Raw genomic sequence first — 25,622 nt, forward strand, 5'->3', positions numbered from 1 at the left:
CCGCTCACCCCACACCCGCCAACGGATTCGCTACCCACGCCCACCGCACCCGCAACGGATCCGCCGCCAACCGCATCACCAACGTCGCCTTCACCGGCCACCGCCCACCCAACAACACCGAACCCACCACCTCCCGCGCACCCGGCACCAACCCGGCCACCGCCGACCTCGCCACCTGCGCCACCGGCCGCCACAACCGCGACGGCTCCACCCCGAACTCCCGCGCCAGCACCGCCACCGGCTCACCCAACGCCGAACCCACCGCCGCCACCGCCGTCACCGCCACCTCCCACAGATCCGCACACCCCACATCCCCGGCCAGCACCGGCACCGACGACCCCGACGCCGCCAACCTACCCACATCGATGCGCACCCCACCCACGTCCCGATACCACCCACCCACCAGCCGCCCACCCCGCCACACCAGCAACACGTTCTGCCCATGCGCCTCCAACCCCACCCCACGGCCCAGCAACGCCACCACCGGCGCCAGCACCACCCGCGCCAACGCCGCCACGAACGCCACCGGATCCCCGCCGTAACCCGCCCGCACCAGCCCCGCCACCACCGACGGCCCACCCGGCACCCCCACCGGCGCGGCCAACGCCGCCACCGGCATCACCTGCACACCCACCGGCACCCCCGGCACCCGCCGCCGCACCACCGCCAACGACCGGCACGGCACCCCGTCCACCAGCACCGCACCCGCCGAAACCTCCCGCAACACCCGCAACCCCGCCACCCGACGGACCAACCCCGCCAACAGCTCCGTCACCACCGGACCGTTACGCACCGCCGCCGCCGACACCGTACGCACCGCGCTGGTCATCTGCACATCCACCGCCGTCTTCCACTGCCACCCCGGCCGACCGATCGGAGCCACCGTCCGCAACGACAACAACGGCCGCGCCGGCACCACCCGCCCCGAGGGCCGCAACCACCCGTACGCGTCCAACACGTGGTCACGCTGCCACGGATGCACCGGCAACACCGGCACCCCCGCACCCACCCACCGGTGCGCCGGCACCGCCACCAACTCCACCCCCACCACCGGCCCATGCTCCGGCGCGTACCGCAGCACCTCCACCGTCGACATCCCCACCCGGGTACGGCAGCCCGGATGCAGCGGATGCCCGTCCACCACCACCTGCTCCCACTGCACCGGCGAGCGCGACAGCCCACCCACCGCGCCCGCACCCGCCGCCGTCACCGCCCGCCCGCCCCGCGCCAACGCCAGATTCGCCACACTGTTGGCCACCTCGCCCGCCACCCGAGCACCGGCGTCCATCCCCACCACCGCCACCAGCTCCGCCGGATCCGCCACCACACGGTCCGACACCAGCAACCGCAACCGCGCCGCCGACCCGGCCGGACCCGACACCGCGAACGGCTCCGCGGCCGCCACCGGCCCCACCACCTCACGACCATCGACCAACACCACCACCAGCCGATCATCCACCACCCGACGGCCAGCCACCTGCGGCAACGGCTCCCTCGCCAGCGCGCCCCACACCCGCGCCAGCACCGCCGCCCGCGCCCCCGGCACCGCCGCCGCCACCGGGTCGACCAACTCCGGCCGCCACCGCCGCACCGCCGCCAGCACCGCCGACACGTCCGGACACACCGCCGACGACGACGCAGTCACCGCCCCCGCCGACGACGCACCCACACACCGGCCCACCCCACCGCCACGAACAGCAGCACCGACCAACCGAGCACCTTCACCACCATCCCGACACCCTCCCACAACCAACCCACCCGTAGGGTGCTCACGTGCGCCTGGCCACCTTCAACGTGCTGCACGGACGCTCGCCCCACGACGGACACGTCGACCCCCACCGGATCGCGGCCGCCATCGCCAGCCTCGACAGCGACATCCTCGCCCTGCAGGAAGTCGACCGCCGCCAGCCACGCAGCGCCCACCTCGACCTCACCGCCATCGCCGCCAGCGCGCTCGACGCCCCCCACCACCGCTACGCCGCCACCATCATCGGCACCCCCGGCGAGCCCTACCGCGTCGCGCGCCACGACCACGACGGCCACGACGAACCCTGCTACGGCATCGCCCTGCTCAGCCGGTACCCGACCCGGCACTGGCAGGTCACCCGCCTGCTCCCCGCCCCGCTGCGCGCACCGGTCCTCGTCACCGACCCCACCCCACGCCTCCTGCTGGCACGTGACGAACCCCGCGTACTGCTGACCGCCATCCTCGACACCCCGCACGGCCCCGTCACCGCCGCCGCCACCCACCTGTCCTTCGTACCCGGCTGGAACCTGCGTCAACTGCGCGCCACCGTACGCGCCCTCCGCGCCCTGCCCCCGCCACGCGTGCTGCTCGGCGACCTCAACATGCCCGCCCGCGTCGCCGCCGCCGTCACCGGCTGGCAGCCACTCGCCCGTCGCCCCACCTACCCGGCGTCACGCCCCCGCGTCCAACTCGACCACATCCTGGTCGATCCGGACGGCGCACCACCCGTCCTCACCGCCGTCGCCACGACCGACACCCCCGAACTGGACATCTCCGACCACCGCCCGCTCGTCGTCACCCTCGCCCGACCACCCAGGACCCGCTAGCCGCGCGCCGGCCACCACCTACCGCTGCGCCGTCACCCGCAGCAACGACCGGTTCGTCCGGTTGGCCCGCACCGCCGCACGCTGCTGATCCGCCGTCACCTCGATGTAGTTCTGACTGGCCGCCAGGCTGGCGTGTCCCAGCAGCCGCATGATCTCCGCCGCGCTCGCCCCGTCCTCGGCCAGGCGGGTCGCGAACGTGTGCCGCAACGCGTGCAACTGCGCCCCCGGCGGCACCCGATCGGTGATCCCGGCCCGCTGGAAACAAGCGCGCACCAGATGTTGCAGACCACCCCGCCGCAGTGGGGCGCCCCGACGGTCCACCAGCAGCGCGCCGTCGGGGCGCACCGAACGGGACCCGAACCGTCGCGCCCGGCTCGCCAGGTAGTCCCGCACGACGCCGTCCAACGCCGGCTCCACCGGCACCGTGCGCGGCCGGCCACCCTTGCCCACCACCTCGATACGCCGTTCGTCGGCGCGCCCGGCGAGTGAGGCCACCCGCAGGGCCAGGAGCTCGCTCAGCCGCAGCCCGGCGCACAGCGCCAGCGCCACCACCGTCAGGTCCCGCTCCGGCCACGGATCGCGCTGGCGCCCGTCGACACGAGCCGCCGCCGCCAGCAACACCTCCGGGGTCTCCTCGCCCCGCAGCGGCTTCGGCAGCGGCAGGGGAGCGCGGGGGCGTCCGACGGCCGGCATCGGGTTACCGGCCACCACGCCTTCGGCGACGAGGAACGTGAAGAACGCGTTCCAGGTCGACCAGGCCCGGTGCACCGAGGCGGGGGAGCGGGGTGCGGCGAACCGGGCGAACGCGGCGCGCAGCTGACGTGGACCCAGGCCGGACACCGGCAGCTCGGCCCAGCCGGCCGGGGTGGCGCCGTCGTCGACCAGCCGCAGTACGGCGACGAGGTCGCGTCGGTAGGCCTGCAGGGTGTGCGGCGACGGTTTGCGTGAAGTCCGGTCAGCCAGAAACTCTTCAACCAGATTCCCGGACAACTCATCCGAATCGTGCATAAGGTATATTATGCACGAAAGTTCGTACCGGCCCAAAGGGGCGAGGTGCCGGGACGGAGGGGGGCGGAGCTCCCCACCGGCGCCACGCGGCCGGGGAGCGCGGCCGATGACGTGGTGCTCGCGCCACCGGAGGATCGTTCGGGGCGGACCGGGGGTCTCGGCGCGAGGGCTCCCACTCCAGCACAAGAGCGGGCCCTCCGTCACTAGTTGACATAATGTACATTATCGAACCGCTGCCATCCGACGTCCGCCGCTGCCCACACGCCCCGCTGCGGCGGCCCGGGCCCGGGGATCACAGACCGCCGGCGACCCGCAGTACCGTACCGGTGGTGTAGGACGCTTCGGGGCTGAGCAGCCAGGTGATGGCGGCGGCGATCTCCGGCGGCTGGCCGGCCCGGCGCAACGGTACGGCCGGCGCGATGCGCACCGGGCGTCCCGGTTCACCGGACAGGGTGTGGATGTCGGTCCACACCGTACCCGGGGCGACGCTGTTGACCCGGATGCCGCGTGGACCGAGTTCCTTGGCCAGGCCGATGGTCAGGGTGTCGCTGGCCGCCTTGGCCGCGGCGTAGTGGACGTACTCGCCGGGGCTGCCGAGGGTGGCGGCGGCGGACGAGACGTTGACGATGGCGCCGCCGGCGGACATGCGGCGGGCGGCCTGCTGGGCGCACAGGATGTAGCCGATGAGGTTGACGTCGACGACACGGCGCAGATCGGCCAGGGTGAGGTCGACGAACGGTCCGATGGTGCTGGTGACGCCGGCGTTGTTGACCAGCCCGGTGAGCGGGCCGAGTGTCTCGGCGGCGGCGAACAGGCCGGTGACCCCGTCCGGATCGGTGGTGTCCAGCTGGACCGCGATCGCCCGGCGCCCGGCGGCGTGCACGTCGTCGCGTACGGCCGTCGCCGCGTCGGCGTCGCGGCGGTAGCCGATGACCAGGTCGTGGCCGGCGGCGGCGAGGCGACGTACGGTGGCCGCGCCGATACCGCGGCTGCCGCCGGTGACCACGGTGACTGGTGCCATCGGATGTGCCCCTCTCCCCTGGCGTCTGACCGGGTGGCCGTGGCGGTGACGTTACCGCCACGGCCACCCGGTGGTGGATGGGGCCATGCCGGGTTCGACGTTGTCGGCGGCGGCTGGTAGGAAGGCGGGAATCAAACAGGTGTACGGAGGTGCTGATGGCTGTCGCTGGCGGGTTGTCGGAGCAGGAGTTGGTGGTGATCCGGGAGGCGATGGCCGCCGGTCGCAAGCCGAAGGTGATGTTCACCGAGGCGGCTGGGCAGATCGCCGGCCAGGTGGGCCAGGTGGTGGGGTTGACGGATCCGGCGGTGTCGGACGAGTGGCTGGTGGTGCGGTTCGGCCGGGACGAGTTGCCCTTCTCCCCCACGGATTTGATGGTGGCGCCGCGGGGGGCAGCGGGTCGGCGGCCGGAGGCGAAGGTGGTGGAGCCCGAGCCGGTGGCGCCGCAGCCGGAGTTCAAGTTGGGTGAGCCGCCGGTGGCGGCACGTGCCCGGGACCAGGAAGAGGAACAGGAACAGGAGTCTGTGGTGGACAGCAGCGGGGCGGACCGGCCGGCGCGGCGTTCGACGAAGGCGGCGAAGGCGAAGGCGCCGGCGGGGTTGACGGTGACGTTGGCCTACGCCGACGGTGAGTGGACGGTGGCGGCGGCGCAGGGTTCGAAGGCGTTGGCGAAGCCGTACGTGGTGCGCCCGGCCGAGGCGTTGAAGATGGTGGCGCTGGTGGATGTGCCGGGGGTGCAGGAGGCGGTGGAGCAGATCCTGTCGGCGGAACGGGCGCAGGCGCAGCAGCAGGCGCAGCGGTTGCGGGCGGAGTTGGCGGAGGTCGAGGCGCGGTTGGCGGAGTTGCCTGACGCCGGCTGATGCGCGTTGGGGGTGGCCGGCGCGGCGCCGGCGCCGGTCAGCCGACGGCCAGCGACACGCCGAGGGTCAGCATGAGCGTGGCGATCGCCGTGTCCACGGCGCGCCAGGCGCCCGGGCGGGCGAGCAGGGGTGCCAGCCGGTGGGCGCCGAGGCCGAGGGCGGTGAACCAGGCGAGGCTGGCTGTCGCGGCGCCGGTGCCGAAGGCCCACCGGTTGGGGTCGTGGTGGGCGACGGTGCCGAGCAGTACCACGGTGTCGAGGTAGACGTGCGGGTTGAGGAAGGTGAAGGCCAGGCAGGTCAGCAGGGTGGCGCGCAGGGTGGCCGGTGGGCGGTCGAGTGGGCTGAGGGCGGCGGGTCGCAGGACCCGGCGGGCGGCCAGGATGGCGTAGCCGGTGAGGAACGCGGCGCCGCCCCAGCGCATCGTGGCCAGCACGGTGGGTGCGTTGGTCGCGATGGTCCCGAGGCCGGCGATGCCGGCGGCCATCAGCGCCGCGTCGGCGACGACGCAGATGGCCACGACCGGCAGGACGTGTTCGCGTCGTAGGCCTTGGCGCAGTACGAAGGCGTTCTGTGCGCCGATGGCGACGATCAGCGCGAGTGAGAAGCCGAATCCGGCGAGCAGGGACCGCACGTCTGTGCAGGGTAGGGCGTTGGGCCGGCGCACTCCAGCGCGTTGGCGCCGGCGCGGTGCGAGGTCAGTGGCTGGGTAGGTCGGTGACGCTGACGCGTTTGCGGAAGACCCAGTAGGTCCAGCCCTGGTAGGCCAGGACGACGGGGGTGAGCAGGGCGGCGATCCAGGTCATGATCGTCAGGGTGTAGCTGGTGGAGGCGGCGTTGGTGGTGGTGAGGGTGCCGGCGGGGTCGGTGGTGGACGGCAGCACGGTCGGGAACAGGGCGGCGAACAGGGCGGCGACGGCGAGTCCGATGGCGGTGGCGGTGCCGGCGAAGGCCCAGCCTTCGCGGCGGAGGTAGGTGGCGGCCAGGGCGGCCACGAGGGCGACGGCGGCGGTGGCGGCGAGGGTGACGGCGGCGGGGTTGGCGCGGATGGTGAGGGTCCAGGTGAGGAAGGCGCCGGCGAGCACGGTGGCGGCGACGCCGGTGTAGGCGGCGGTGCGGTTGGCGCGGTGGCGTAGCTCGCCGGTGGTCTTGAGGGCGAGGAAGACGGCGCCGTGGGTGAGGAACAGGGCGGTGGTGGTGGCGCCGCCGAGCAGGGCGTAGGGGTTGAGCAGGGTGAGCAGGGTGCCGGTGTATTCGTGGTCGGCGTCCAGGGGTACGCCGCGCACGATGTTGGCGAAGGCGACGCCCCAGAGCAGGGCGGGTAGGAGTGAGCCGATGAAGATGGTGTTGTCCCAGCGTTGCCGCCACTGGGGTTCGGTTCGTTTGTCGCGGTATTCGAAGGCGACGCCACGGACGATGAGGGCGACGAGGATGAGCAGCAGGGGCAGGTAGAAGCCGGAGAACAGGGTGGCGTACCACTCGGGGAAGGCGGCGAACATGGCGCCGCCGGCGGTGAGCAGCCAGACCTCGTTGCCGTCCCAGACGGGGCCGATGGTGGCGATGGCGGCGCGGCGTTCGGGTTCGGTGCGGCCGAGGACGCGGGCGAGGACGCCGACGCCGAAGTCGAAGCCTTCGAGGATGAAGTAGCCGGTGAACAGGATGGCGATGAGGCCGAACCAGACGGTGGTGATGTCCACGGGTGTCTCCGGTGGTCAGTAGGTGGCGGCGAGGGGCCGGTCGAGGTCGGTGTCGTCGCGGTCGTCTGGCGCGGGTGTGGGGTCGGTGTCGGGTAGGCCGTTGCGGGCGTAGCGGATGAGGAGTTTGACTTCGATGACGGCGAGGGTGGCGTAGATGAGGGTGAAGGTGGTGAAGGAGGTGAGGACCTCGGGGAGGGAGACGGTGCGGCTGACGCCGTCGCGGGTGAGCATTTCGCCGAAGACGATCCAGGGTTGGCGGCCCATCTCGGTGAAGATCCAGCCGAAGGAGTTGGCCAGCAGTGGCAGCAGGGGCAGGGTGAGGCCGGCGCGCAGCAGCCAGCGGCTGGTGGGGGTGTGGCCGCGGCGGGTGGCCCACAGGGCCCACAGGGCGATGGCGGCGGCGACGATCCCGAGGCCGATCATGAAGCGGAAGCTCCAGTAGGTGATCGGGATGATCGGGGTGTAGCTGCCGGCGCCGTACTGGGCGGCGTACTGGGCCTGCAGGTCGTTGATGCCTTCGACCTGGCCGTTGAGGTCGCCGGTGGACAGCCAGGACAGCAGGTGTGGGATCTTGAGGGCCCAGAGTTCGCGGCTGCCGTCGAGGGTGCCGACGGTGAGGATGGAGAAGGAGGCGGGGGTTTCGGTGGTGTAGAGGCCTTCGGCGGCGGCCATCTTCATGGGCTGGACCTGGGTCATGATCTTGCCTTGGATGTCGCCGGTGATGGTGACGGCGGCGGTGGCGGCGAGGGTGGTCCAGGCGCCGAGTTTGGCGGCGGTGCGGAAGGCGGGGGTGTCGGCTCCGTCGGGGTGGCGGATGAGGTGCCACAGGGCGACGGTGAGGATGAGGGCGCCGGCGACCATGAAGCAGCCGGCGAGGGTGTGCGGGAAGGTGATGAGGGTGACCTTGTTGGTGAGTACGGCGATGAAGTCGGTGAGTTCGGCGCGGCCGGTGTCGGGGTTGATGCGGTAGCCGACGGGGTTCTGCATCCAGGAGTTGGCGGCGAGGATGAACCAGGCGCTGAGGATGCTGCCGATCGAGGCGAGCCAGATGGTGGCCAGGTGCAGGGTTTTGGGGAGCCGGTCCCAGCCGAAGATCCACAGGCCGAGGAAGGTGGATTCGAGGAAGAAGGCGAGCAGGGCTTCGATGGCGAGGGGTACGCCGAAGATGTCGCCGACGAAGCGGGAGTAGTCGCTCCAGTTCATGCCGAACTGGAATTCCTGCACGATGCCGGTGACGATGCCCATGGCGAAGTTGATGAGGAAGAGTTTGCCGTAGAACTTGGTGAGTTTGAGGTAGCGGTCGTCGCCGGTGCGGTGCCAGGCGGTTTGCAGGATGGCGACGAGCAGGCTCAGCCCGATGGTGAGGGGGACGAACAGGAAGTGGTAGACGGTGGTGACACCGAACTGCCAGCGGGCTATGTCGAGCGCGTCCACGGCTCCCCCAGGTATGTACTACAAGGCGTAGTACATACTACCGCTTGTCGTTGACGCGTCCAGGGCCGGTGGTCCCCTCTCCCCCGGGACCTCGGGCCCGTGCCCGCCCGGGGGCGGTGTGGCCGGGGCGGGCTGTGCGATGATCAACGGTTGATGAACTCCGACTCCCCCGCGCCGCCGTCCTGGCGGGCGCCGCTGCTGTGGCGCGCGATGCTGGTCACGGCCCGCCTGGTCGTCGCGCCGGTCGCCCGGCTACGGGTCACCGGGGACGTTCCCGACGCCCTGCGCGCCGGCCCGCTGATCCTGGCCGCCAACCACATCAGCCCGTTCGACCCGATCGCCCTGGCCGCCGCCTGCCGGGTGCGGCGGATCGCGCCACGGATCCTGGCCACCGGTGGACTGTTCCGCGCCCCGGTGGTGGGTGCGGCGATGCGCCGTGCCGGGCACATCCGGGTGGACCGGCGTACCAGCACGGTCGCGCAGGCACTCGGCGCCGCCGCGACGGCGGTGGCCGCCGGGTCGGTGGTGCTGGTCTACCCGGAGGGGCGCATCGGACTGGACCCGGGCATGTGGCCGGAGCGGGGCAAGACCGGCACCGCGCGGCTGGCGCTGGCCACCGGCGCCGTGGTGGTGCCGGTGGCGCAGTGGGGCGCGCACGCGGTGCTGCCGTACGCCGCCCCGCGTGGGCTGGCCGGTGCGCTGGCGCGGGCGGTGGCGCGGCGGCCGGTGATCCGGGTGCGCTTCGGTACGCCGGTCGACCTGTCCGGCGTCGACCCGGGCCGTCCGGGCGCGGCGCAGCGGGCCACCGCGCGCATCGTCGACGCGATCACCGACACGTTGGCGCCGCTGCGGGCGGACGAACCGCACGGGCCCCGGCACGTGGATCCGACCCGGCCGGTGGACGTCAGCCGCCGGCACCGCCGCGGCCGGATCGACACGCTCGCCGACGCGGCCACCCCCGACGCGCTCGCCGACGACGACGCGGTACCCACCGATCCGGCCCCCGACGCCACGTGACGGCGCTCACCGCCTACCTGCGGCCTTTCGTCGGCGGTCGTCACCGCCGGGGGCGTTGCCGCAGGTAGGCCAGGACGGCCTCGCGGGTGGTGCGGACCCCGAACACGGCCCGGGCCTGGGCGATGCGTCGGTTCGCGGTACGCAGCGACAGGAACTCGGCCGCCGCGGCGGCGGCGATGGTCTCCCCGTTGGCGAGCCGTTCGAGCAGCGCCCGCTGCTCAGGCACCAGGTCGCCGGTGGCCGGTTGCGCCGGCTCGGTCTCGGCCTGGCGGTGCACCGGGCCCAGCCGGCCCAGGTCGTCGACGAGGGCGTGGGCGACGTCGCTCGCCGGGTCACAGATGGCGACGACGGCGGCGCCACGGGCGGCGGCGAGCACCGCCAGGCCGACGGTGTCGGCGTCGGCGACCCGGCCGTACAGGGCGAGCCGGGCGGCGGTGACGTCCCAGGCGGCGTCGGTGAGGGCGAATCCTTCCCGGGTGGTCCAGCCGGCGCGGGCCAGCCGGCGCAGCACGGCCGTCGCGTCGGCGCCCGTGTCCAGCACGTATCGCGGCGGATCGCTCATCGATCGGTCTCCAGGGCGGATTCCCCGGCGCTGTCCATCGCCAGGGCCGCTGCCTCGGTGCGGGTGCGGGCACCGAGTTTACGCATTCCGGCCCGTACGTGCGTCTCCACGGTCTCGGCGGAGATGCCGAGTTGCCCGGCGATGCGGCGGGTGGGTTCACCGGCGGCGACCAGCCGCAGGACGTCGCGTTCCCGGTTGGTGAGCAGGTCGTGGCCGCGGCGGCCGCGCTCGTCACGGCGTACCGCGTGGCGGCGCAGCGCCCGGCGGGCGCGGCCGAGCAGGACGACCAGTCCGGCGGCCTCGGCGAGGGACTCGGCGGCCAGCAACGCCGGCACGGCCTGCTGCGGGTCGTGTTCGTGCAGTCCGTGGGCGAGCAGGCAACGGACCTGTTCGCGCAGGGCGACGGCCTGCCAGGCGGCGGCGGCCTGGGCGAAGCGGCGCGGGTCGGCGGCGGACCAGGCGGCGAGGGTGTCGGCGGCCGCGGCGGGCAGCTGACGGCCGTTCGCCGCCGGTGGCGACACCGCCACCGGGGCCGGGGCCGGGGCCGACGTGGCGGCGTCGTAGGCGGCCCAGGCGGCGGTGATCCGGCGCAGCCCGTCGACCAGCGGCGGCGCGGTGGTGTCCGGGACGGCGGCGGCCCTGTCGGGTTGGCCGTCGAGCCAGGCGGCTTCGCGGGCGACCCAGTCCAGCCAGGTGACCGGCGCGCCGGGCGCGGGCGGGTCGCCGGCGAGGCGGGCGCGGGCCGGGGCGAGCAGACCGCTGTCGGCCTCGATCAGGCTGGCGGCGGCGGTGGCGTAGCCGTGGGCGGCGGCGGGCAGGGTGCGGTCGGTGAGGTCGGTGGCGGCGCGGAGCAGGTGGTCCCCGTCGGCGGCGGCCTGCCCCGCCGCCGGATCGCCGGCCACGGTGTCTGCGGGGGGCTGGCCGCCGCCGGCCAGCGCCAGGCACCACAGCCGGGCGGCGAGGAACCGGGTCTGCCAGCTGTAGGCGAGGTCTGCGGCGCAGGCGGTGGCCGCCGCGGCGGCGGTGTGGGCGGCTTCGGTCAGCCGCCCGTCGCCGGTGAGGGTCTGCACGAGCTGCCAGGCGCTCCACCGGGCGGTGAGCGGATCGTCGGCGGCGCCGGCCGCCGCCGCGGCGGCGGCCAGGGCGTACTCCCAGCCCGGGGCGCGGGCCGCGGCGGCGGTGGCGGCCAGGGCGGCGCGTAGTCCGAGGTGGGCGGGCTCGGTGCCGTGCCGGGCGGTGACGGCGGCGGCGCGGGTCGCCGCCGCGCCGGGGTCGATGGCCGAGTCGGCCAGCAGCAGCACCCGGTCGCGGGCGGCGACGACCTGCGGCGCGGCGTCGTCGGGTACGGCCGCTGCGGTGGCGCGGGCGGCGGCGGGGTCGCCGGCCTGCAGCAGCGCCTCGGCGCGCAGCGCAGTGGCGTCGGGGCTGAGCAGCGCCACGGTGCTCAGCACGGCCACGGCGCGGTGTGGGCGGCCGGCGGTCAGCGCGGCGCGGGCGGCGTCGAGCCGCACGTCGGTGCTGGCGTCGGGCTGGCCGCAGGCGAACAGCAGGGCCTGGGCGCGGGCGCCGCCGGTGGTGGCGGTGCGGGCGGCGGTGCGGGCACGCTGGCCGGCGGCGGCGGTGTCACCGGCGGCGGCGAGGTGGCGGGCCGCTTCGAGGTGGTCGGTGGTCAGGTCCGCGATCCGCCGGTGCAGGGTACGGCGGGTGGCGTCGTCGAGCAGGCCCGCGGCGACGTCGGCCTGGTACGGCGAGACCGGGGTGACCCGGTCGTCGGGGCCGGTGTGCACGATGCCGGCGGCGGCGAGTTCGGTCACGCCGGGGCCGAGCTGGCCGGCCGGGGCGCCGCGGCCGAGCAGGCCGAGCACGGCCAGGGCGGTGCGGGCCGGGCGGGTCAGGTCGGCCAGCGCGGCGGCGACGGCGTAGCCGACCTGACCGAGCTCGCCGCCGGGGGCGGCGCCGGCGGGGGTCACGGCGTCGTAGGTGGCGGCGTCGGCGGGGGTGGCGGGGGTGGCGCCCGGGTCGCCGCCCCGGGCGACGGGCGGCCGGGTGGCGTGGCGGGCCAGGGCGACGGCGGCGAGGGGGTTGCCGCCGGCACGGTGGGCGACGGCGGCCACGGCGGCCGGGTCGAGCGCGGGCGCGGTGCGGCGGACCAGTTCGCTGGCGGTCGCCTCGTCCAGCGGCGGGACCGCCAGCCAGCAGCCGTCCGCGCCGCGGAGCGCGGCCACGGCCGGCTCGGGCAGCGGGTGCGGGGTGCGCAGGGCCACCACGACGCGGCAGTGGCGGGCGACGGCGGGCAGCGCGGCGACCGTCGCCGGGTCGGCCCACTGCAGGTCGTCGAGGACGAGCAGACCGTGGCGGACCCGGGACCGGACCGCCTCGGCGAGCAGCGCCGTGTCGTGGGTGGGCAGCCGTACCCGCAGGGCGTGGCTGAGCGGAAAGCCCGGCAGGTGGGTGAGGGCGGCGAGACCGCCGCCGGGATGGACGGGGCCGGTGAACGCGGCGGCCACGCGGCGCAGCGCGGTGCTGCGCCCGCAGCCCGCAGGGCCGGTGAGGACCACGAGTCCGGGGCGGGCCAGGCGGGCCGTGGCGGTGGCGACGGGGTCGGCGGGGCCCGCTCCGGTGGTGTGCCGGTCGGTGCGGGCGGCGTGGCCGCCGCCGGCTGGGTGCCGCACTCGTCCTCCCCGCAACGGCTCGTGGCCCCCGGCGGGCGAGGGTGGCACGAACATGGGATCCTGCGCCGTGAGGATATTCGTAAGGTGGATGTCGGCGGTGGCCGCACCGCCCGTGCCGTGGTGTCGGGAGGACGACCAGCGATATGAGGGTGAACCACCGTCGGGTGTCTGCCATTGTCGCTGATCGTGCGGTGCGGTGACCAATCGATGAGCGCCGGTCCGTTGAGTAGTCGGGTGGCTTCGCTGTGCGACGACGTGGGTCCGCGGGTCGGCGCGGCGACCGGTGCCGAGGTGTACCGGGTGCGCCGCCGGCTCGACGAGCCGCTGCGGGTGGCGATCGCCGGCCGGCTCAAAGCAGGCAAATCCACGTTGGTCAACGCGTTGATCGGTCGGCGGGTGGCGCCGACGCAGGTCGGCGAGTGCACCCGGATCGTGACCCAGTTCCGCTACGGCACCGCCGACCGGGTGGACGTGGTACGCCGGGACGGTTCCCGGGCGAGCCTGCCGCTGGATCCGGCCGGAATGATCCCGCAGCGGCTGGGCGTGCCGCGGGCGCAGATCGCGTTCGTCGACGTCACGTTGACCAGCGACCACCTGCGGCAGTTGACGGTGATCGACACGCCGGGGCTGTCCTCGGCCAGTGCCGGGGTGAGTGAGTCGGCGCAGCGGTTCCTGTTCGCCGCCGACCCGGGGGGTGCCGGTGGGACGGCGGCCACGGGCGGTGGCGCGGACGGGTCCGATCGCGGCGACCCCGACACCACGGCGCCGTTCGACGCCGGCATCGACGACGACTCCGTCGGCGCGGTCAGCGGCGCCGAGGCGATCGTCTACGTGTTCACCCAGTCGGTGCGCGACGACGACGTACGGGCGCTGGAAGCGTTCCGGTCGGCGTCGGCCCGGCTGTCCAGCAACCCGATCAACTCGGTCGGCCTGTTCAACAAGGTCGACAAGCTGGTGGCCGGGGGCACCGACCCGTGGCCGGTGGCGGGGCCGTTGGCCACCGACCAGACCCGGGTGCTGCGCCGGGTCGTGTCCGACGTGGTGCCGGTGGTCGGGCTGCTGGCCGAGACGACCGAGGCGGGCCGGCTGACCGCCGCGGACTGCGAGGCGCTGCGCGCGCTCGCCGCGATGGCGCCCGCGCAGCGGACGGTGCTGATGGCCTCGGTGGACCTGTTCGTCGACCGGGACTGCCCGGTGCCGCGCCGGCAGCGGCAGCGGCTGCTGGCGCTGCTGGACCTGTACGGGGTGGGTTTCGCGGTGGCGCAGCTGCAGGCGGCGCCGCAGCTGGCCTCCGGTGACCTGGTGCGGGCATTGTACGCGGCGTCGGGGTTCCCCCGGCTGCGGCACACCCTCGACGAGACGTTCCAGTGGCGGACCGACGCGATCAAGGCCGGGTGGGCGCTGTCGAGCCTGGAGAAGGTGGCCAGCCGCACGGCGCACCCCGGTGACCGGGAGACGCTGCGCGACGCGATCGAACGGTTGCTGCACCAGCCGGAGTACCACCGGCTGCGGCTGCTGGAGGTGGCGGCGCAGGTCAGCACCGGAAGTGTGGAGTTGCCCGAGGCGATGGAGCAGGAGCTGACCCGGCTGGCGTTGTCGACGGATCCGCGCTGGGTGCTGGACCTGCCGCAGGCGCCGGTGGAGCAGTTGGCCGCGGCGGCGGTGGCGGCGGCGACCCGGTGGCGGGTGTTCGCGGTGGCCGGGGCCAGCCCGGCGCAGTCGCGGGTGGCGCTGGTCGCGCACCGCGGCTTCCATTTGCTGTCGCAGCAGGTACGGGCGGGAGGCGGCCGGTGAGCGCGGGGTCACCGGCGGCGCTGGGCACGTTGCTGTCCGGCGCGGTCGACACCTGCCTGGGGTACGTGCGCAAGCTGGATCCGGACGCGGCGGCGGAGATCGACGAGCAGCGGCGCAGGGAGGTGACCAAGCCGTCGGTGGTGCTCGTCGGCGAAACGAAGCGGGGCAAAAGTTCCCTGGTCAACGCGTTGATCGGGGTGACCGGGCTGTCGCCGGTCGACGCGGCGGTGGCCACGTCGGCGTACCTGGAGTTCGACTACGGTCCGCAGGCGGCGGCGCGGGCGTTCGTGCCCGGCCGCGACGAGCCGGTGCCGCTGGCCGTGGACCAGCTGCGGGACTGGGGCACCGTGCTGGGGCGGCTGCCCGACGGGGTACGGCCGCCGCGACGCGTCGAGGTGAGCTGTCCGGCGCCGCTGCTGCGGTACCTGACGCTGGTCGACACGCCGGGCACCGGCGGGCTCGACCCGGCGCACACCGAGATCGCGCTCGACGCGGTGACGCGGGCGGCGGCGTTGCTGTTCGTGGTCGACGCCTCCACCCCGTTCACCCGCCCGGAGCTGGATTTCCTGATCGAGGCGAGCAAGCGGGTCAACGTGGTGGTGTTCGCGTTGACGAAGATCGACGCCTACCCGGGTTGGCGGACGGTGCTCGCGGACAACCAGGCGCAGCTGCAGACGCACGCGCCCCGGTTCGCCCGGGCCGCCTGGTTCGCGGTGTCGGCGCGGCTGGCCGAGCTGGCGTTGACGCTGCCGCCGCAGGCGTCCGCCGAGCTGGTCGGCGAGTCGCGGGTGGCGCCGCTGCAGCACGCGCTGGTGGAGCTGGCCGGCAACGGGCATCTGCTGGCGCAGGCGAACGTGCTGCGTACGGTGCGCAGCGAGCTGGTACGGCTGGACCTGGTCGCCGGGGAGCGGATCGCCGCCTGCGACCCCGATCCGGCGCAGGTGCAGCAGGCCAAGGCGCAGCGGGCGGCGTTGGCGACCCGTAAACGGACCGAGTCGCGGCAGTGGTCGCTGGCGTTGAGCACCGAGACGCAGCGGGCCCGGGTGGAGGCCACCGGGCGGCTGCGTACGGCCGTCGCCGGGCTGCAGGAGCAGTTCCTGGCCCACATCGAGGCGGCCCGCGGTGACACGTTGCGGAACCTGCCGGGTGAGGTCGACCGGGCGTTGCACGCGCTGTCGGTGCGTTTCTCCCACGACCTGGAGTTCCGCTTCCGCAAGGTCGCCGAACGGACGTTGGCGCAGGTGTTCGCCCCGCAGGAGCTGCAGTTCGTGCTGCAGCGGATCAACGGCACGTTGCGCCACGCGCTGGCCACCCGGCCCCGCCGGGAAGGCGGTGGCGCCGACAACGTGATGATCGCGATGTCGGCCGGGGGGATGGCGTTCATGGCCGGGCGGGGCGTGGCGGCCGGGGCGTCGGCGCTGGGGGCGGGGGCGCTGGTCGGCGGTGGGCTGCTGATCCCGGTCGCCGGGCTGGGTCTGGGACTGGCCGCCGGGGCGTTCATCCTGTACCGGCGGCGGGTGGCCACCGACCGCCAGCAGGCCCGGGTGTGGCTGCGGGAGGTGCTCGGCGAGGCGCGGGCGGCGTTCACCGACGAGGTGATGCAGCGGTTCACCGACCTGCAGTACGCGTTGACGCTGGCCCTCGACGACGCGATCGAACGGCGGCTGGCGCAGCTCGACGAACACATCGCCGGGATCGACAAGGCCCTGGCGCAGGACAAGGCGGGCCGCACGCGCCGGCGCGAGGAGCTGCAGGGGCGGCGGGACACGATCCGGGCCCGGGTCAAACAGGTCGACGAGGTGCTGCACCGGGCACGGATCCTGGCGCCGGTGTCGACGGCGGAGGCGGTGACATCATGAACAGCGAGTTCAGCGACTGGCCCGACGACGAGTTCGGCGACGACGCGGACACCGCCGACCTGACGGGGCAACCGGAGAGCTACCCCGACCCGGTGGAGGGGTTCGGGCCCGCCGATCCGCTGCCCGGCGTCGACGGGTACGACCCGGTGGAGGAGGGTTTCGGCCCGGCCCCGGGTGACGACGACGGCTTCACCGGTGGGCTCGGCGGCGCCGAACCCACCGGTGACGGCACCGCCGGTGCGGGCGCACCGCTGGGTTACGGCGACGACCTGTACGCCGGCGACGAGCAGCCCGGCGACGACGACCTGTACGCCGGTGGCGGGTCCGCCGGCGACGACGCCCCGGTGCCGACCGACGGTGAGCCGCCGCTCGGGGAGGAAGGTTTCGGGTCGGCTCCCCCGGTCGCCGAGGAGGGGTTCGGTGCCGCCGAACCGCCGCCGGGTGTCGACCCGGACGCGCCGCCCGGCGGTGACGACTGGCCGGAGCCGTCGTTCCCGCCGCCGCTGGACGCGTCCGGTGTGCCGACCCCGGTGGACGGATGGCCGTGGGCGGACGCGGACCTGCTGGGCGACTGGTCGTCCGACGACGGCGTGGCGACCGATGCCGGCCCCGGCGTCGACGTGCCGACGTACGGCTCGGTCGAGGCGGGTGAGCTGGCCGACTACGCCGGCATCGGTGACCGTGGCGCGGACCTGTGGTCGGCGCTGCTGGGGTCCGACGACCCGGCGACGAGCACGCTGGCCCGGTTCTGGTCCGGCCGCTGAAGCCGGACGCTCAGCGGTGGTCGGGTCCGGCCGGTTCGCGGGGCACCGCGCAGGCGGCGGTGCCGCCCGGCAGCCGGTGCCGGTTGTCGGCGATCCACCGGTAGACCGGCCAGGCCAGGGCGGTCACCGGCGGCAGCGCGAGCACGGCGCCGACCGCCCGCCAGAACGGGTTGCTGGTGCGCAGCAGCGCGGCGATCGCCACCGGACCGGCGCCGGCCGAGCCGACCGCGCCGGCCGGCACCCACTGGACCGCGGCCAGGGCCTGCTCACGGGTGAGCCCGAGCACGCCCAGGTCACTCCACTGCCACGGCACCACCTCGGCGCGGTGCGGCACCCGCCGCTCGATGAACCGCACGCACATCGTGCAGAACGCGCAGTCGCCGTCGTAGACGAACGTGCCCCGGGGCCGCTGGCCGTCACCGCTCATCGGCACATTGTCCGGTGCCGGTGCCCGCCGGGCCCAGAGCAGCGGCCGTACCCGCTCCAGCGGCAGGAACGCCCCCATCGCGACCAGGTGCGGGGCGAACGAGATCGAGATGGTGGCGAACGACATCAGGTGGAACGAGTAGAAGAAGCCGATGACCGCGTACCGCAGCCGGCCCCGGGTCAGGAACACCAGCGGGCTGGCCGCCTCGAACACGACGATGCCGATCTGGGCCGCGATCAGCGCGTACGGCACGGCGGCGAGCAGGTCGGCGAACTCGGAGCCGCGGCGCAGGAAGGCGCGCGCGAGGACCGAGCCGGTCAGCCACCCCCAGCCGCCGAAGCGGATCTTCGCGTACGCCGACAGGAAGTAGGTGCACACCACCGCGATCTGGACGACCCGCAGCGCCCAGCCGGCGGCCTCGCTGCGACAGCGGTCGCCGTGACGGGCCGCGCCGACGGTGGGCAGCACGGCGAGCGCGACGAGGAAGGCGAACCGGTCGTGGTCGACCTTGCCGTAACTCATCGCGATGATCAGCCATTCGAGGTAGAGCGCGAACACCGCCCAGCCGAGCAGCCGGGGCAGCCGGCCCGTCGCGGCCAGCGGCGCCAGCAGCAGCAACGCCCACCAGACCAGGTCGACCAGCAGGCCGGCCGGCGGCGGCAGGTGCAGGAAACGGGCGACCGCGAGCGGCTGGTACAGCTCGGCCGGCACCTCGCCCCGGGCCCGTACCCACGACGAGTAGACCAGCAGGTCGAACACGATGAACAGGTAGGCGACGGTGCGCAGCGCCGCGACCCGGCCGAGCGGCACGGCCTCGAACAGCCAGCGGCTCACGACGGCGCCTGCCAGACGGCGCGGGTCTCCTCATGCCACCGGCCGGTGGCCGCGCTGGCGCGGATCTCGTGCAGCCGGACGATGACGGCCACCCGGACGATCGGCGGTGCCCCCGGGTTGAGCTCGGCGTAGCTGTCGGCGATCAGGGCGAGCTGGTCGGGGTCGGCGACGTAGGCGGCTTCCCGGCCTTCGATCTCGGCCCGCCGCACGCCCGCGTTGTGTTCGTCGAGCACCAGGATCGCGCCGGTGGCGTCGGTGCCCTCCACCCGGGTGTCCGGTGCCGGGTCGTCGGGGCCGTTGACGCCGGCGTACATGCTGAACGGGCCGAACGGGAAGTGGTCGTCGGTGCCCCACACGGTTCCGGCCAGCAGCAGCGCGAACACGACAGCGGTGGTCAGCACGCGGACCAGGCGACCAGGTGCCGTCAGGGCAGGTGTCGTCAGGGTCTGGTTCTGCACCCGGCGCACTCTAGCCGACCGGTGGTGACGCGGCGGGGCGGAGCACGGCGGTCGGCGCGCCTCACCGGAGCAGTTCGACGGTCATGATCAGCAGCACCACGATCGCGATGAGCACCATCACGGTCAGGGCCAGCAGCCACACCCGGCCGGGTTCGTCGTACCAGGCGCGCCGCTGCGGAGGCATCGGCGGGTACGGCACCGGCCCGGCCGGCGACGCGGGGGCCGGCAGCCGTGGCGGGGCCGGTGACACGGGCGGCACCGGCGTGGGGTACGGCGGGGCGGGCACCGCCGCCGGGCGGGGGGCGAGCGTCGGCGGGCGCGGCCCGGTGACCGGGCGTGCCGGTGGCGGCAGCGCGCGCGGCGTCCCGGACAGCCCGCCGGCCGGTGCCGGCGGTGCTGTGCCCAGGGACAGCACCCCTTCGGCGACCACGGTCTCCGGCTGCTCCAGGGTGGTGGGTGCCACCCCCAGCTCGGCGTGGATCAGGTTCGCCGCCAGCGGGATCCGGCTGGAGCCGCCGACCAGGAAGATGCCGACCAGGTCGCCGGGGGCCAGGCCGGCACCGGCGACGGTCTGCGCCAGGCAGGTCACGGTGCGGGCCAGGTGGCCGCGGATCAGCGACTCCAGCTCCTCGCGGGTGACGTGCGCGGCGATGTCCAGCGCCGGCAGGTGCACGTCGGCGCTGGTGGTGCGCGAGAGCATCTCCTTGGCGCCGCGGACGTCGTCGTAGAGCAGGGCGCGGGCCCGCCGCTGCCCGGTGTCGGCCGGGGTGACCAGACCGTTCCACAACGCGGTGCGGGTGTCGGAGTAGGTGTGGCCGAGGTGCTCGACGAGGGCCTGGTCGAAGTCGAGGCCGCCGAGTTCGGCCAGGCCCTGCTCGGCGAGCACGTCGAAGCCGGTCGCCGAGCGGCGCACCACGGTCGCGTCGAAGGTGCCGCCGCCCAGGTCGTAGATGGCCAGCGCCCGCCCGGGCGGCACCGCCGAGCCGAGCACCGAGGTGTAGTAGGAGGCGGCGGCGACCGGCTCGGCGACCAGCATCGGTCTGGGCAGGCCGGCGGCGTGCGCGGCCTGGATCAGCATCAGCCGCCGCCGCTCCCCCCAGCCGGCCGGGTGGGTCATCCGGACCTGGTCGATGCCGCCGAGCTGGCGGCGCGCCTCGGCGGCGACGTGACGCAGCACCGCGGCGACGACCTGCGGCACCGGCAGTTCGGCGTCGCCGAGCAGCACCACGCCGTCGTCGACGCGGCGTTTCGGGTTGGGTTCGAACGCCGACGGGTCGATGCGGGCGTGGCGGTGCGCGTCGTGGCCGACCAGCAGCCGCCCGTCGGACTGCCGGTACACCGCCGAGGGCAGCAGCGGGGAGCCGTCGAACAGCAGCGGCCGGGTCCGCCCGTCGCCGCCGCGCACCATCGCCACCGTGTTGGAGGTGCCGAAGTCGATGCCGAGTGCCCGCATGGGAGCACACCCTACTGCGGTGCCGGCGCGGCGTCGGCGCGGCGCAACCTGGTGTATGCCCGCAGGTCGCCGCCGGCGGGCATACTGCCACCCGTGTCGCAGCAGCACCGGTTCGCGTACCTGGACTCGCCGGCCCCGATCGCGTTCGCGCACCGGGGCGGCGCCGCCCGTGGCGACGAGAACACCGCCGAGGCGTTCGGCCGCGCCGTCGGGCTCGGCTACCGGTACGTGGAGACCGACGTGCACGGCACCGCCGACGGGGTGGCGGTGGTGTTCCACGATCCGACGCTGCAGCGGGTGACCGGCGAGCAGGGCAGCATCGCCCGGATGCGGTGGGCGGACCTGGCCACCGTCCGGGTCGGTGGGGCGGCGGCGGTGCCCCGCCTCGACGAGGTGCTCGGCGCGTGGCCGCAGGTGCGGTTCAACATCGACGTGAAGGCCGACGGCGGCATCCGCCCGACGGTGGCGGCCATCCAGCGGTGCGCCGCCGGTGACCGGGTGCTGCTGGCGTCGTTCTCCGACCGGCGGCTGCACCGGCTGCGGTCGTTGACACACGGGCGGGTCGCGACGTCGCTGGGCATGCGGGCGGTGACCCGGCTGCGGATCGGGTCGATCACCGGCGGGCGGCTGCGGTTGCCGCCGTCGGTGGTGGCCGCGCAGGTGCCGGTGCGGTTCAACCGGGTACGGGTGGTCGACGCCCGGTTCGTGGCGTACTGCCACCGGTTGGGGTTGCGGGTGCACGTCTGGACGATCGACGAACCTGCCGAGATGCACGAGTTACTGGACCTCGGGGTGGATGGCATCATGACCGATCACGTCGAGGTGTTGCGTGACGTGTATCTCAGCCGTGGCCTCTGGCCGCCCGACCGGCGGGTCGACGCGGACAGCGCCGCCCGTGACCGATAGCGAAGGAACCGATGGCCGACCCCACCCCGCCCGCCGCGCCCGACTCCCCCGCCGCCGCTTCCGCAGCCGCCGTCGTCGTCGGTAGCACCCGCCGGGAACGCACCGGCTGGTACTTCTACGACTGGGCGATGTCGGCGTTCTCCACCACCGTCATCACCGTGTTCCTCGGGCCGTTCCTGACCAGCGTCACCGAGCAGGCCGCCGGCTGCGCCATCGACGCCGACTCCTGCGCGGCGTACGTGTACCCGCTGGGCATCAAGGTGGCGGCCGGCTCGTACTTCCCGTACCTGGTGTCGCTGTCGGTGGCGTTGACGGTGCTGGTGCTGCCGGTGATGGGCGCGCTGGCCGACCGCAGCCTGCACAAGAAGCGGCTGCTGGCGGTGTCGGCGTTCGTCGGCGCCGGGGCGACGGTCGCGATGGTGTTCGTCACCGGCGAGCGCTACCTGCTCGGCGGGGCGCTGTTCATCCTGGCCAACGTGGCGTTCGGCGCCAGCGTGGTGGTGTACAACTCGTTCCTGCCGCAGCTGGGCGGCCCGGACGACCGCGACGGCATCTCCAGCCGGGGCTGGGCGCTGGGCTACCTGGGCGGCGGGCTGCTGCTGGCGGCGAACCTGGTGGTGGTGCAGTCGTTCAGCGTCGACGGCGACCCGCAGCGCACCCTGGACCTGGCCCGCTGGTCGATCGTGTCGGCCGGGGTGTGGTGGGCGGTGTTCACCCTGGTGCCGCTGGCGTGGCTGCGGGAGCATCCGGCGTTGGAGGCCCGGCCGGGCGCCAATGTGCTCACCGACGGGTTCAAGCAGCTCGGCGCGACGCTGCGCGGGCTCAAGGCGTACCCGTTGACGTTGTTCTTCCTGCTGGCGTTCCTGGTCTACAACGACGGCATCCAGACGGTGATCGCGCTGTCCAGCCAGTACGGCACCGAGGAGCTGCGGCTGGGCCAGTCGACGCTGATCGTGACGATCCTGCTGGTGCAGTTCCTGGCGTTCGGTGGGGCGCTGGCGCTGGGTGCGATCGCCCGGCGGGTCGGCGCGTGGAAGACGGTGCTGGGCAGCCTGGTGCTGTGGACCGGGGTGATCCTGGCCGCGTTCCGGCTGCCGGCCGAGGCGCCCGCCCAGTTCATGGCGCTCGGCGCGGCGATCGGGCTGGTGCTCGGCGGCAGCCAGGCGCTGAGCCGGTCGCTGTTCAGCCAGCTGATCCCGGCCGGGCGCGAGGGCGAGTACTACGGCTTCTACGAGATCAGCGACAAGGGCACCAGCTGGTTGGGGCCGCTGGCGTTCGGGCTGGTGTTCCAGCTGACGAACTCGTACCGGGTGGGTCTGGTCTCGTTGTTGATCTTCTTCGTGGTGGGCTTCGTGCTGCTGCTGGCGGTGCCGATGCGCCGGGCGATCGTCGCCGCCGGCAACACCCCGCCCCGGGTGCTGTGACCCGGGAGCGGGGCGGGGTGTCGCGGTGGCGTCACAGGATCGGCTGCGTCGCCTCGATCTGCGCGATGGCGGTGCGGGTGGCCGCCACGAAGTCCCAGAACAGCGTGTTGGTGGTGTTCTTGCGCTGGGAGCGGGTGTTGGTGCCGAACATCGCCGCGCGCAGCGGAGTGGTCAGCTCCAGCTGGGCACCCATGCCGAGCAGGGTCCGGTTGACGATGTTGTCGGTGGCGGTGCCGGCGATCGCCGGGATGCCGGTCGCGTCGAACGCGGTGATCCCGGCCGTGGTGTAGGCGGTGATCAGCGCGGCGCGAAACGCCGCGTTGCGTCCGCCGACGGCGACGGCCTGCGCGTTCGACGGCAGCCCGGCGGTGCCCGGGGTGCAGCCGTGCAGGGCCACGACGTTCAGCGCGCCGGCCGCCACCGACAGCGCCGGGACGTCGTCGCAGTGGCTGGCGGTGACGTGCAGTTCGGCGTTGCCGGACGAGCGGATGCCCTCGAACATCCAGTAGTCGTGCACCGGGCCGGCCGGCGGGGTCGCCGCCAGGCTCGCCGGGTGGTAGCCGGCGATCGCCAGGCACAGCTCCGAGGTGCCGCCCTCGATGCCGCCGCCGTGCGGGGCGATGATCGCGGTACGCGGGAACGCGAACGCGGTGGCGTCGGAGTTGTCGAGCAGCGGATGCCGGCGGTAGCGGCGGGCGTAGTCGACCCCTTCGGCCAGGTCCGGATCCGAGTACAGGTCGGTGTTCGAGTCGTAGATGTCGGCGGCGGCGGCCGGGGTCGCCGGCAACGTCACCAGGGGTCCGGCGACCGCCGCGGTGGCGAGCAGGCCGAGGACCGTCCGTCTGCTGGTGTTCACGAGGTGTCTCCTCCGGTGTGTGGATCGGTGCGATCGTGCGTCGCCCTGTGGTGTCGGGCGAGGCACACCGTGTCACGGCGGGCGTCGACGACGCGAACCAATTGCCGACCGGGATTCCGTCCGCGCAGACACGGAACGGCCGAAGAATGCAGGGGTACGGTGCCATTTGCGCCGAAGAATCGTCGGATCTGCGAGACCTGTGGTGTTCGTGACCCGACATCGACGGCAGGCCACCGGTCGACGACTGGCCCGCCCGCGCGGAGCGGGGTCAGACGGTGAGCCCGACCGCCAGGGCGAGGACACCCAGCAGCGGCGGCAGTGCCTGGACGAGCGCGGCGCGGGCCATCGCGGGCCGTGAGATCAGCAGCACCGCGCCGGCCGCCACCATGGCACCGGCGCCGGTGAACACCAGGGTCGCGCCGACGGCGCCCGCCCCGGCCGCGACCACGACGATGCCGACCACCACCGCGACCGCCAGGAACAGGTTGTAGAAGCCCTGATTGAACGCCAGGTCCCGGGTGGTGAGGGCGTCCTGCTCGCTGCGAACGCCGAACACCGCCCGGGTACGCGGCGCGGTCCACACCACCGATTCGAGGTAGAAGATGTAGCCATGGATCAGCGCCGCCACACCGGCGAGGACCAGACCTGCGACAACCACGGCGTCCCCGCTCCCACGAGCCTGTACCGACCGGAGGCAATCTATCGGATCGGCCACGTCGTAGGGTGGCGGCCATGGACCGCACGCCGGAACGGCAGTGGCTCGACGCGCTCAGCGACGTGCTGCTGCGCTCCCACCTGTTCCAGCCCGACGAACTGGGCGGCGCGTTCGCCGACGTGATGGCCACCCTCGACGTGCGGGCCACCATCTTCCTGGTCGACGAGGAGCAGCACACGCTGCGACCCGTACCGGTGCCGGGCCGCGCCGACCCGCAGCCGCAACCGGTCGAAGGGTCCGTCGCCGGGCGGGCCTTCACCCTGGTCGAGTCGATCCCGGCGTTGAACGCGCCGGCCTGGTGGATCCCGATGGTCGACGGCACCGACCGGCTCGGCGTCATCGAGTACGTGTTCGACGATCCGGCCGTCGCCGCCGGGACGCACACCCGTCGCCGCTGCGAAACCGTCGCCGGCCTGCTCGGGCACCTGATCACCGTCACCCGACCGAAAGGCGACCACCTGCTGCTGGTCGGCCGGTCCCGGCCGGCGACGGTGGCCGCCGAACTCGTGTCGCAGGTGCTGCCGCCGTTGACCGCCGCCACCGGCCGGATCACCGTCAGCGCCGTACTCGAACCCTGCTACGACGTCGGCGGCGACGGCTTCGACTACGCCATCGACGGCGACCACGCCTTCCTGGCGATCTTCGACGCGGTCGGGCACAGCCTGAAAGCCGGCCTGGCCTGCACGACGGTGATCGCCGCCGTCCGGTCGGCCCGCCGCCGCGGGCAGGATCTGGTCGCGCAGGGCCGCACCGCCGACACGTCCCTGACCGACCAGTTCACCGACGCCCGGTTCGTCACCGCGTTCCTCGCCGACCTGGACCTGGAGACCGGGCGGCTGCGCTACGTCAACGCTGGGCACCCCCGGCCGCTACTGCTGCGCGGCGGCAAAATGGTCCGTGAGCTGCGCGCCGGCCGCCGACTGCCGCTGGGCATCCCCGACACCGCCGAGCGCGTCGGCGAGGAGATCCTCGAACCCGGCGACCAGCTGCTGCTGTTCACCGACGGCGTGCCCGAGGCCGGGGTGCGCGCCAGCGACCCGTTCGGCCTGCCCCGCCTGGTCGACCTCGCCGAACGGCAGGCCGCCACCGGGCTGCCGGCCCCCGAGGCGGTCCGCCGGCTGGCCCGCGCCGTCGCCGACCACCGGGGCGGCCCACCCGACGACGACGCCACCCTGCTGCTGGCCGAATGGTCCCGCACCGCCGCCGTCCGCACCCTTCCCACCCCGCTGTAACCGATCCGACAGCGCGGCGGTCCGACTGGCTGGCGGTGCCGGTCTACTGTGGTTGCCACCT

22 protein-coding genes and 1 pseudogene are annotated in these 25,622 nt (G+C 74.1%); 9 read left to right on the forward strand and 14 right to left on the reverse strand.

The window, feature by feature from the left end; translation table 11 throughout:
• Positions 1-4 precede the first annotated feature (4 nt).
• Both ACN27F_RS01100 and ACN27F_RS01105 read right to left on the reverse strand, forming a co-directional pair.
• Complete coding sequence (locus tag ACN27F_RS01100) at positions 5-1,645, reverse strand: IucA/IucC family protein (RefSeq protein ID WP_421430668.1); 1,641 nt, start codon at positions 1,643-1,645, stop codon at positions 5-7.
• Positions 1,642-1,773, reverse strand: coding sequence for a hypothetical protein (locus ACN27F_RS01105; RefSeq protein ID WP_421430669.1), 132 nt, complete (start codon positions 1,771-1,773; stop codon positions 1,642-1,644). The genes ACN27F_RS01100 and ACN27F_RS01105 overlap by 4 nt, the downstream gene beginning before the upstream one ends.
• Between ACN27F_RS01105 and ACN27F_RS01110 the strand changes: the two genes are divergently transcribed.
• Positions 1,774-2,574, forward strand: coding sequence for an endonuclease/exonuclease/phosphatase family protein (locus ACN27F_RS01110; RefSeq protein ID WP_421430670.1), 801 nt, complete (start codon positions 1,774-1,776; stop codon positions 2,572-2,574).
• An 18-nt stretch (positions 2,575-2,592) separates the two neighbouring features.
• On the opposite strand, the gene ACN27F_RS01115 is transcribed toward ACN27F_RS01110, so the two are convergent.
• Both ACN27F_RS01115 and ACN27F_RS01120 read right to left on the reverse strand, forming a co-directional pair.
• On the reverse strand, positions 2,593-3,582 hold the full coding sequence (locus ACN27F_RS01115; protein ID WP_421430671.1) for a tyrosine-type recombinase/integrase: 990 nt from the start codon (positions 3,580-3,582) through the stop codon (positions 2,593-2,595).
• Positions 3,583-3,874: 292 nt separating this feature from the next.
• Positions 3,875-4,603 carry an SDR family NAD(P)-dependent oxidoreductase gene (locus tag ACN27F_RS01120; RefSeq protein ID WP_421430672.1) on the reverse strand — a complete coding sequence of 243 codons (729 nt, stop codon included), beginning with the start codon at positions 4,601-4,603 and terminating at the stop codon, positions 3,875-3,877.
• Positions 4,604-4,758: 155 nt separating this feature from the next.
• Here ACN27F_RS01120 and ACN27F_RS01125 point away from each other — a divergent pair, with 155 nt between their 5' ends.
• Complete coding sequence (locus tag ACN27F_RS01125; protein WP_421430673.1) at positions 4,759-5,460, forward strand: hypothetical protein; 702 nt, start codon at positions 4,759-4,761, stop codon at positions 5,458-5,460.
• A gap of 37 nt (positions 5,461-5,497) precedes the next feature.
• Here the strand turns inward: ACN27F_RS01125 and ACN27F_RS01130 are convergent, their stop codons facing one another.
• The 3 genes from ACN27F_RS01130 to ACN27F_RS01140 form a co-directional block, all read right to left on the reverse strand.
• The gene (locus ACN27F_RS01130) at positions 5,498-6,091 is read right to left on the reverse strand and encodes a LysE/ArgO family amino acid transporter (protein WP_421430674.1); all 594 of its coding nucleotides are present in this window, start codon (positions 6,089-6,091) and stop codon (positions 5,498-5,500) included.
• Between the two features lie 64 nt (positions 6,092-6,155).
• Positions 6,156-7,154, reverse strand: a complete 999-nt coding sequence (gene cydB, locus ACN27F_RS01135; protein WP_421430675.1) for a cytochrome d ubiquinol oxidase subunit II — start codon at positions 7,152-7,154, stop codon at positions 6,156-6,158.
• 15 nt (positions 7,155-7,169) lie between these two features.
• Entirely contained in the window at positions 7,170-8,588 is a 1,419-nt protein-coding gene (locus tag ACN27F_RS01140; RefSeq protein ID WP_421430676.1) for a cytochrome ubiquinol oxidase subunit I, read from the reverse strand.
• A gap of 153 nt (positions 8,589-8,741) precedes the next feature.
• On the opposite strand from ACN27F_RS01140, the pseudogene ACN27F_RS01145 reads away from it, so the two are divergent.
• Positions 8,742-9,515 (forward strand): annotated as a pseudogene (locus tag ACN27F_RS01145) (lysophospholipid acyltransferase family protein); the annotation flags it as partial.
• A gap of 130 nt (positions 9,516-9,645) precedes the next feature.
• On the opposite strand, the gene ACN27F_RS01150 reads toward ACN27F_RS01145, so the two are convergent.
• Both ACN27F_RS01150 and ACN27F_RS01155 read right to left on the reverse strand, forming a co-directional pair.
• A complete protein-coding gene (locus tag ACN27F_RS01150; RefSeq protein ID WP_421430677.1) occupies positions 9,646-10,167 on the reverse strand; it encodes a LuxR family transcriptional regulator in 522 nt (173 codons plus the stop codon).
• Positions 10,164-12,839 (reverse strand): helix-turn-helix transcriptional regulator, encoded by a 2,676-nt coding sequence (locus ACN27F_RS01155; RefSeq protein WP_421430678.1) that lies wholly within the window; start codon positions 12,837-12,839, stop codon positions 10,164-10,166. Before ACN27F_RS01155 ends, ACN27F_RS01150 begins: the two co-directional genes overlap by 4 nt.
• A 207-nt stretch (positions 12,840-13,046) precedes the next feature.
• Here ACN27F_RS01155 and ACN27F_RS01160 point away from each other — a divergent pair, with 207 nt between their 5' ends.
• The 3 genes from ACN27F_RS01160 to ACN27F_RS01170 are packed head-to-tail and all read left to right on the forward strand — an operon-like array spanning position 13,047 to position 17,256.
• Complete coding sequence (locus ACN27F_RS01160; protein WP_421430679.1) at positions 13,047-14,633, forward strand: dynamin family protein; 1,587 nt, start codon at positions 13,047-13,049, stop codon at positions 14,631-14,633.
• Positions 14,630-16,492 carry a dynamin family protein gene (locus ACN27F_RS01165; protein WP_421430680.1) on the forward strand — a complete coding sequence of 621 codons (1,863 nt, stop codon included), beginning with the start codon at positions 14,630-14,632 and terminating at the stop codon, positions 16,490-16,492. Before ACN27F_RS01160 ends, ACN27F_RS01165 begins: the two co-directional genes overlap by 4 nt.
• On the forward strand, positions 16,489-17,256 hold the full coding sequence (locus ACN27F_RS01170) for a hypothetical protein (protein ID WP_421430681.1): 768 nt from the start codon (positions 16,489-16,491) through the stop codon (positions 17,254-17,256). The genes ACN27F_RS01165 and ACN27F_RS01170 overlap by 4 nt, the downstream gene beginning before the upstream one ends.
• Positions 17,257-17,266: 10 nt before the next feature.
• Here the strand turns inward: ACN27F_RS01170 and ACN27F_RS01175 are convergent, their stop codons facing one another.
• The 3 genes from ACN27F_RS01175 to ACN27F_RS01185 all read right to left on the reverse strand — a co-directional run bounded on the left by ACN27F_RS01175 (position 17,267) and on the right by ACN27F_RS01185 (position 20,428).
• Entirely contained in the window at positions 17,267-18,517 is a 1,251-nt protein-coding gene (locus ACN27F_RS01175) for a DCC1-like thiol-disulfide oxidoreductase family protein (RefSeq protein WP_421430682.1), read from the reverse strand.
• Positions 18,514-18,975 (reverse strand): hypothetical protein, encoded by a 462-nt coding sequence (locus ACN27F_RS01180; RefSeq protein WP_421430683.1) that lies wholly within the window; start codon positions 18,973-18,975, stop codon positions 18,514-18,516. The genes ACN27F_RS01175 and ACN27F_RS01180 overlap by 4 nt, the downstream gene beginning before the upstream one ends.
• A 61-nt stretch (positions 18,976-19,036) precedes the next feature.
• Positions 19,037-20,428 carry an Hsp70 family protein gene (locus ACN27F_RS01185; protein WP_421430684.1) on the reverse strand — a complete coding sequence of 464 codons (1,392 nt, stop codon included), beginning with the start codon at positions 20,426-20,428 and terminating at the stop codon, positions 19,037-19,039.
• Between the two features lie 93 nt (positions 20,429-20,521).
• On the opposite strand from ACN27F_RS01185, the gene ACN27F_RS01190 reads away from it, so the two are divergent.
• Positions 20,522-21,334 carry a glycerophosphodiester phosphodiesterase gene (locus ACN27F_RS01190; RefSeq protein ID WP_421430685.1) on the forward strand — a complete coding sequence of 271 codons (813 nt, stop codon included), beginning with the start codon at positions 20,522-20,524 and terminating at the stop codon, positions 21,332-21,334.
• An 11-nt stretch (positions 21,335-21,345) separates the two neighbouring features.
• The gene (locus ACN27F_RS01195) at positions 21,346-22,758 is read left to right on the forward strand and encodes an MFS transporter (protein WP_421430686.1); all 1,413 of its coding nucleotides are present in this window, start codon (positions 21,346-21,348) and stop codon (positions 22,756-22,758) included.
• 31 nt (positions 22,759-22,789) lie between these two features.
• On the opposite strand, the gene ACN27F_RS01200 is transcribed toward ACN27F_RS01195, so the two are convergent.
• Together ACN27F_RS01200 and ACN27F_RS01205 are read right to left on the reverse strand one after the other, a co-directional pair.
• On the reverse strand, positions 22,790-23,614 hold the full coding sequence (locus ACN27F_RS01200) for a poly-gamma-glutamate hydrolase family protein (protein WP_421430687.1): 825 nt from the start codon (positions 23,612-23,614) through the stop codon (positions 22,790-22,792).
• A gap of 268 nt (positions 23,615-23,882) precedes the next feature.
• Positions 23,883-24,272 carry a DUF1304 domain-containing protein gene (locus tag ACN27F_RS01205; protein WP_421430688.1) on the reverse strand — a complete coding sequence of 130 codons (390 nt, stop codon included), beginning with the start codon at positions 24,270-24,272 and terminating at the stop codon, positions 23,883-23,885.
• 74 nt (positions 24,273-24,346) lie between these two features.
• Between ACN27F_RS01205 and ACN27F_RS01210 the strand changes: the two genes are divergently transcribed.
• Complete coding sequence (locus ACN27F_RS01210) at positions 24,347-25,561, forward strand: PP2C family protein-serine/threonine phosphatase (RefSeq protein WP_421430689.1); 1,215 nt, start codon at positions 24,347-24,349, stop codon at positions 25,559-25,561.
• Positions 25,562-25,622 lie beyond the last annotated feature (61 nt).

The organism is Solwaraspora sp. WMMB335 (assembly GCF_049179075.1).
Classification (GTDB): Bacteria; Actinomycetota; Actinomycetes; order Mycobacteriales; family Micromonosporaceae; genus Micromonospora_E.

Excerpts from the sequence above, each read along its gene's own strand:
- ACN27F_RS01115 (WP_421430671.1), bottom strand. The coding sequence starts at position 3,582 with ATGCACGATTCGGATGAGTTGTCCGGGAATCTGGTTGAAGAGTTTCTG.
- ACN27F_RS01120 (WP_421430672.1), bottom strand. The coding sequence starts at position 4,603 with ATGGCACCAGTCACCGTGGTCACCGGCGGCAGCCGCGGTATCGGCGCG.
- ACN27F_RS01125 (WP_421430673.1), top strand. The coding sequence starts at position 4,759 with ATGGCTGTCGCTGGCGGGTTGTCGGAGCAGGAGTTGGTGGTGATCCGG.
- ACN27F_RS01150 (WP_421430677.1), bottom strand. The coding sequence starts at position 10,167 with ATGAGCGATCCGCCGCGATACGTGCTGGACACGGGCGCCGACGCGACG.
- ACN27F_RS01160 (WP_421430679.1), top strand. The coding sequence starts at position 13,047 with ATGAGCGCCGGTCCGTTGAGTAGTCGGGTGGCTTCGCTGTGCGACGAC.
- ACN27F_RS01170 (WP_421430681.1), top strand. The coding sequence starts at position 16,489 with ATGAACAGCGAGTTCAGCGACTGGCCCGACGACGAGTTCGGCGACGAC.
- ACN27F_RS01185 (WP_421430684.1), bottom strand. The coding sequence starts at position 20,428 with ATGCGGGCACTCGGCATCGACTTCGGCACCTCCAACACGGTGGCGATG.
- ACN27F_RS01195 (WP_421430686.1), top strand. The coding sequence starts at position 21,346 with ATGGCCGACCCCACCCCGCCCGCCGCGCCCGACTCCCCCGCCGCCGCT.
- ACN27F_RS01210 (WP_421430689.1), top strand. The coding sequence starts at position 24,347 with ATGGACCGCACGCCGGAACGGCAGTGGCTCGACGCGCTCAGCGACGTG.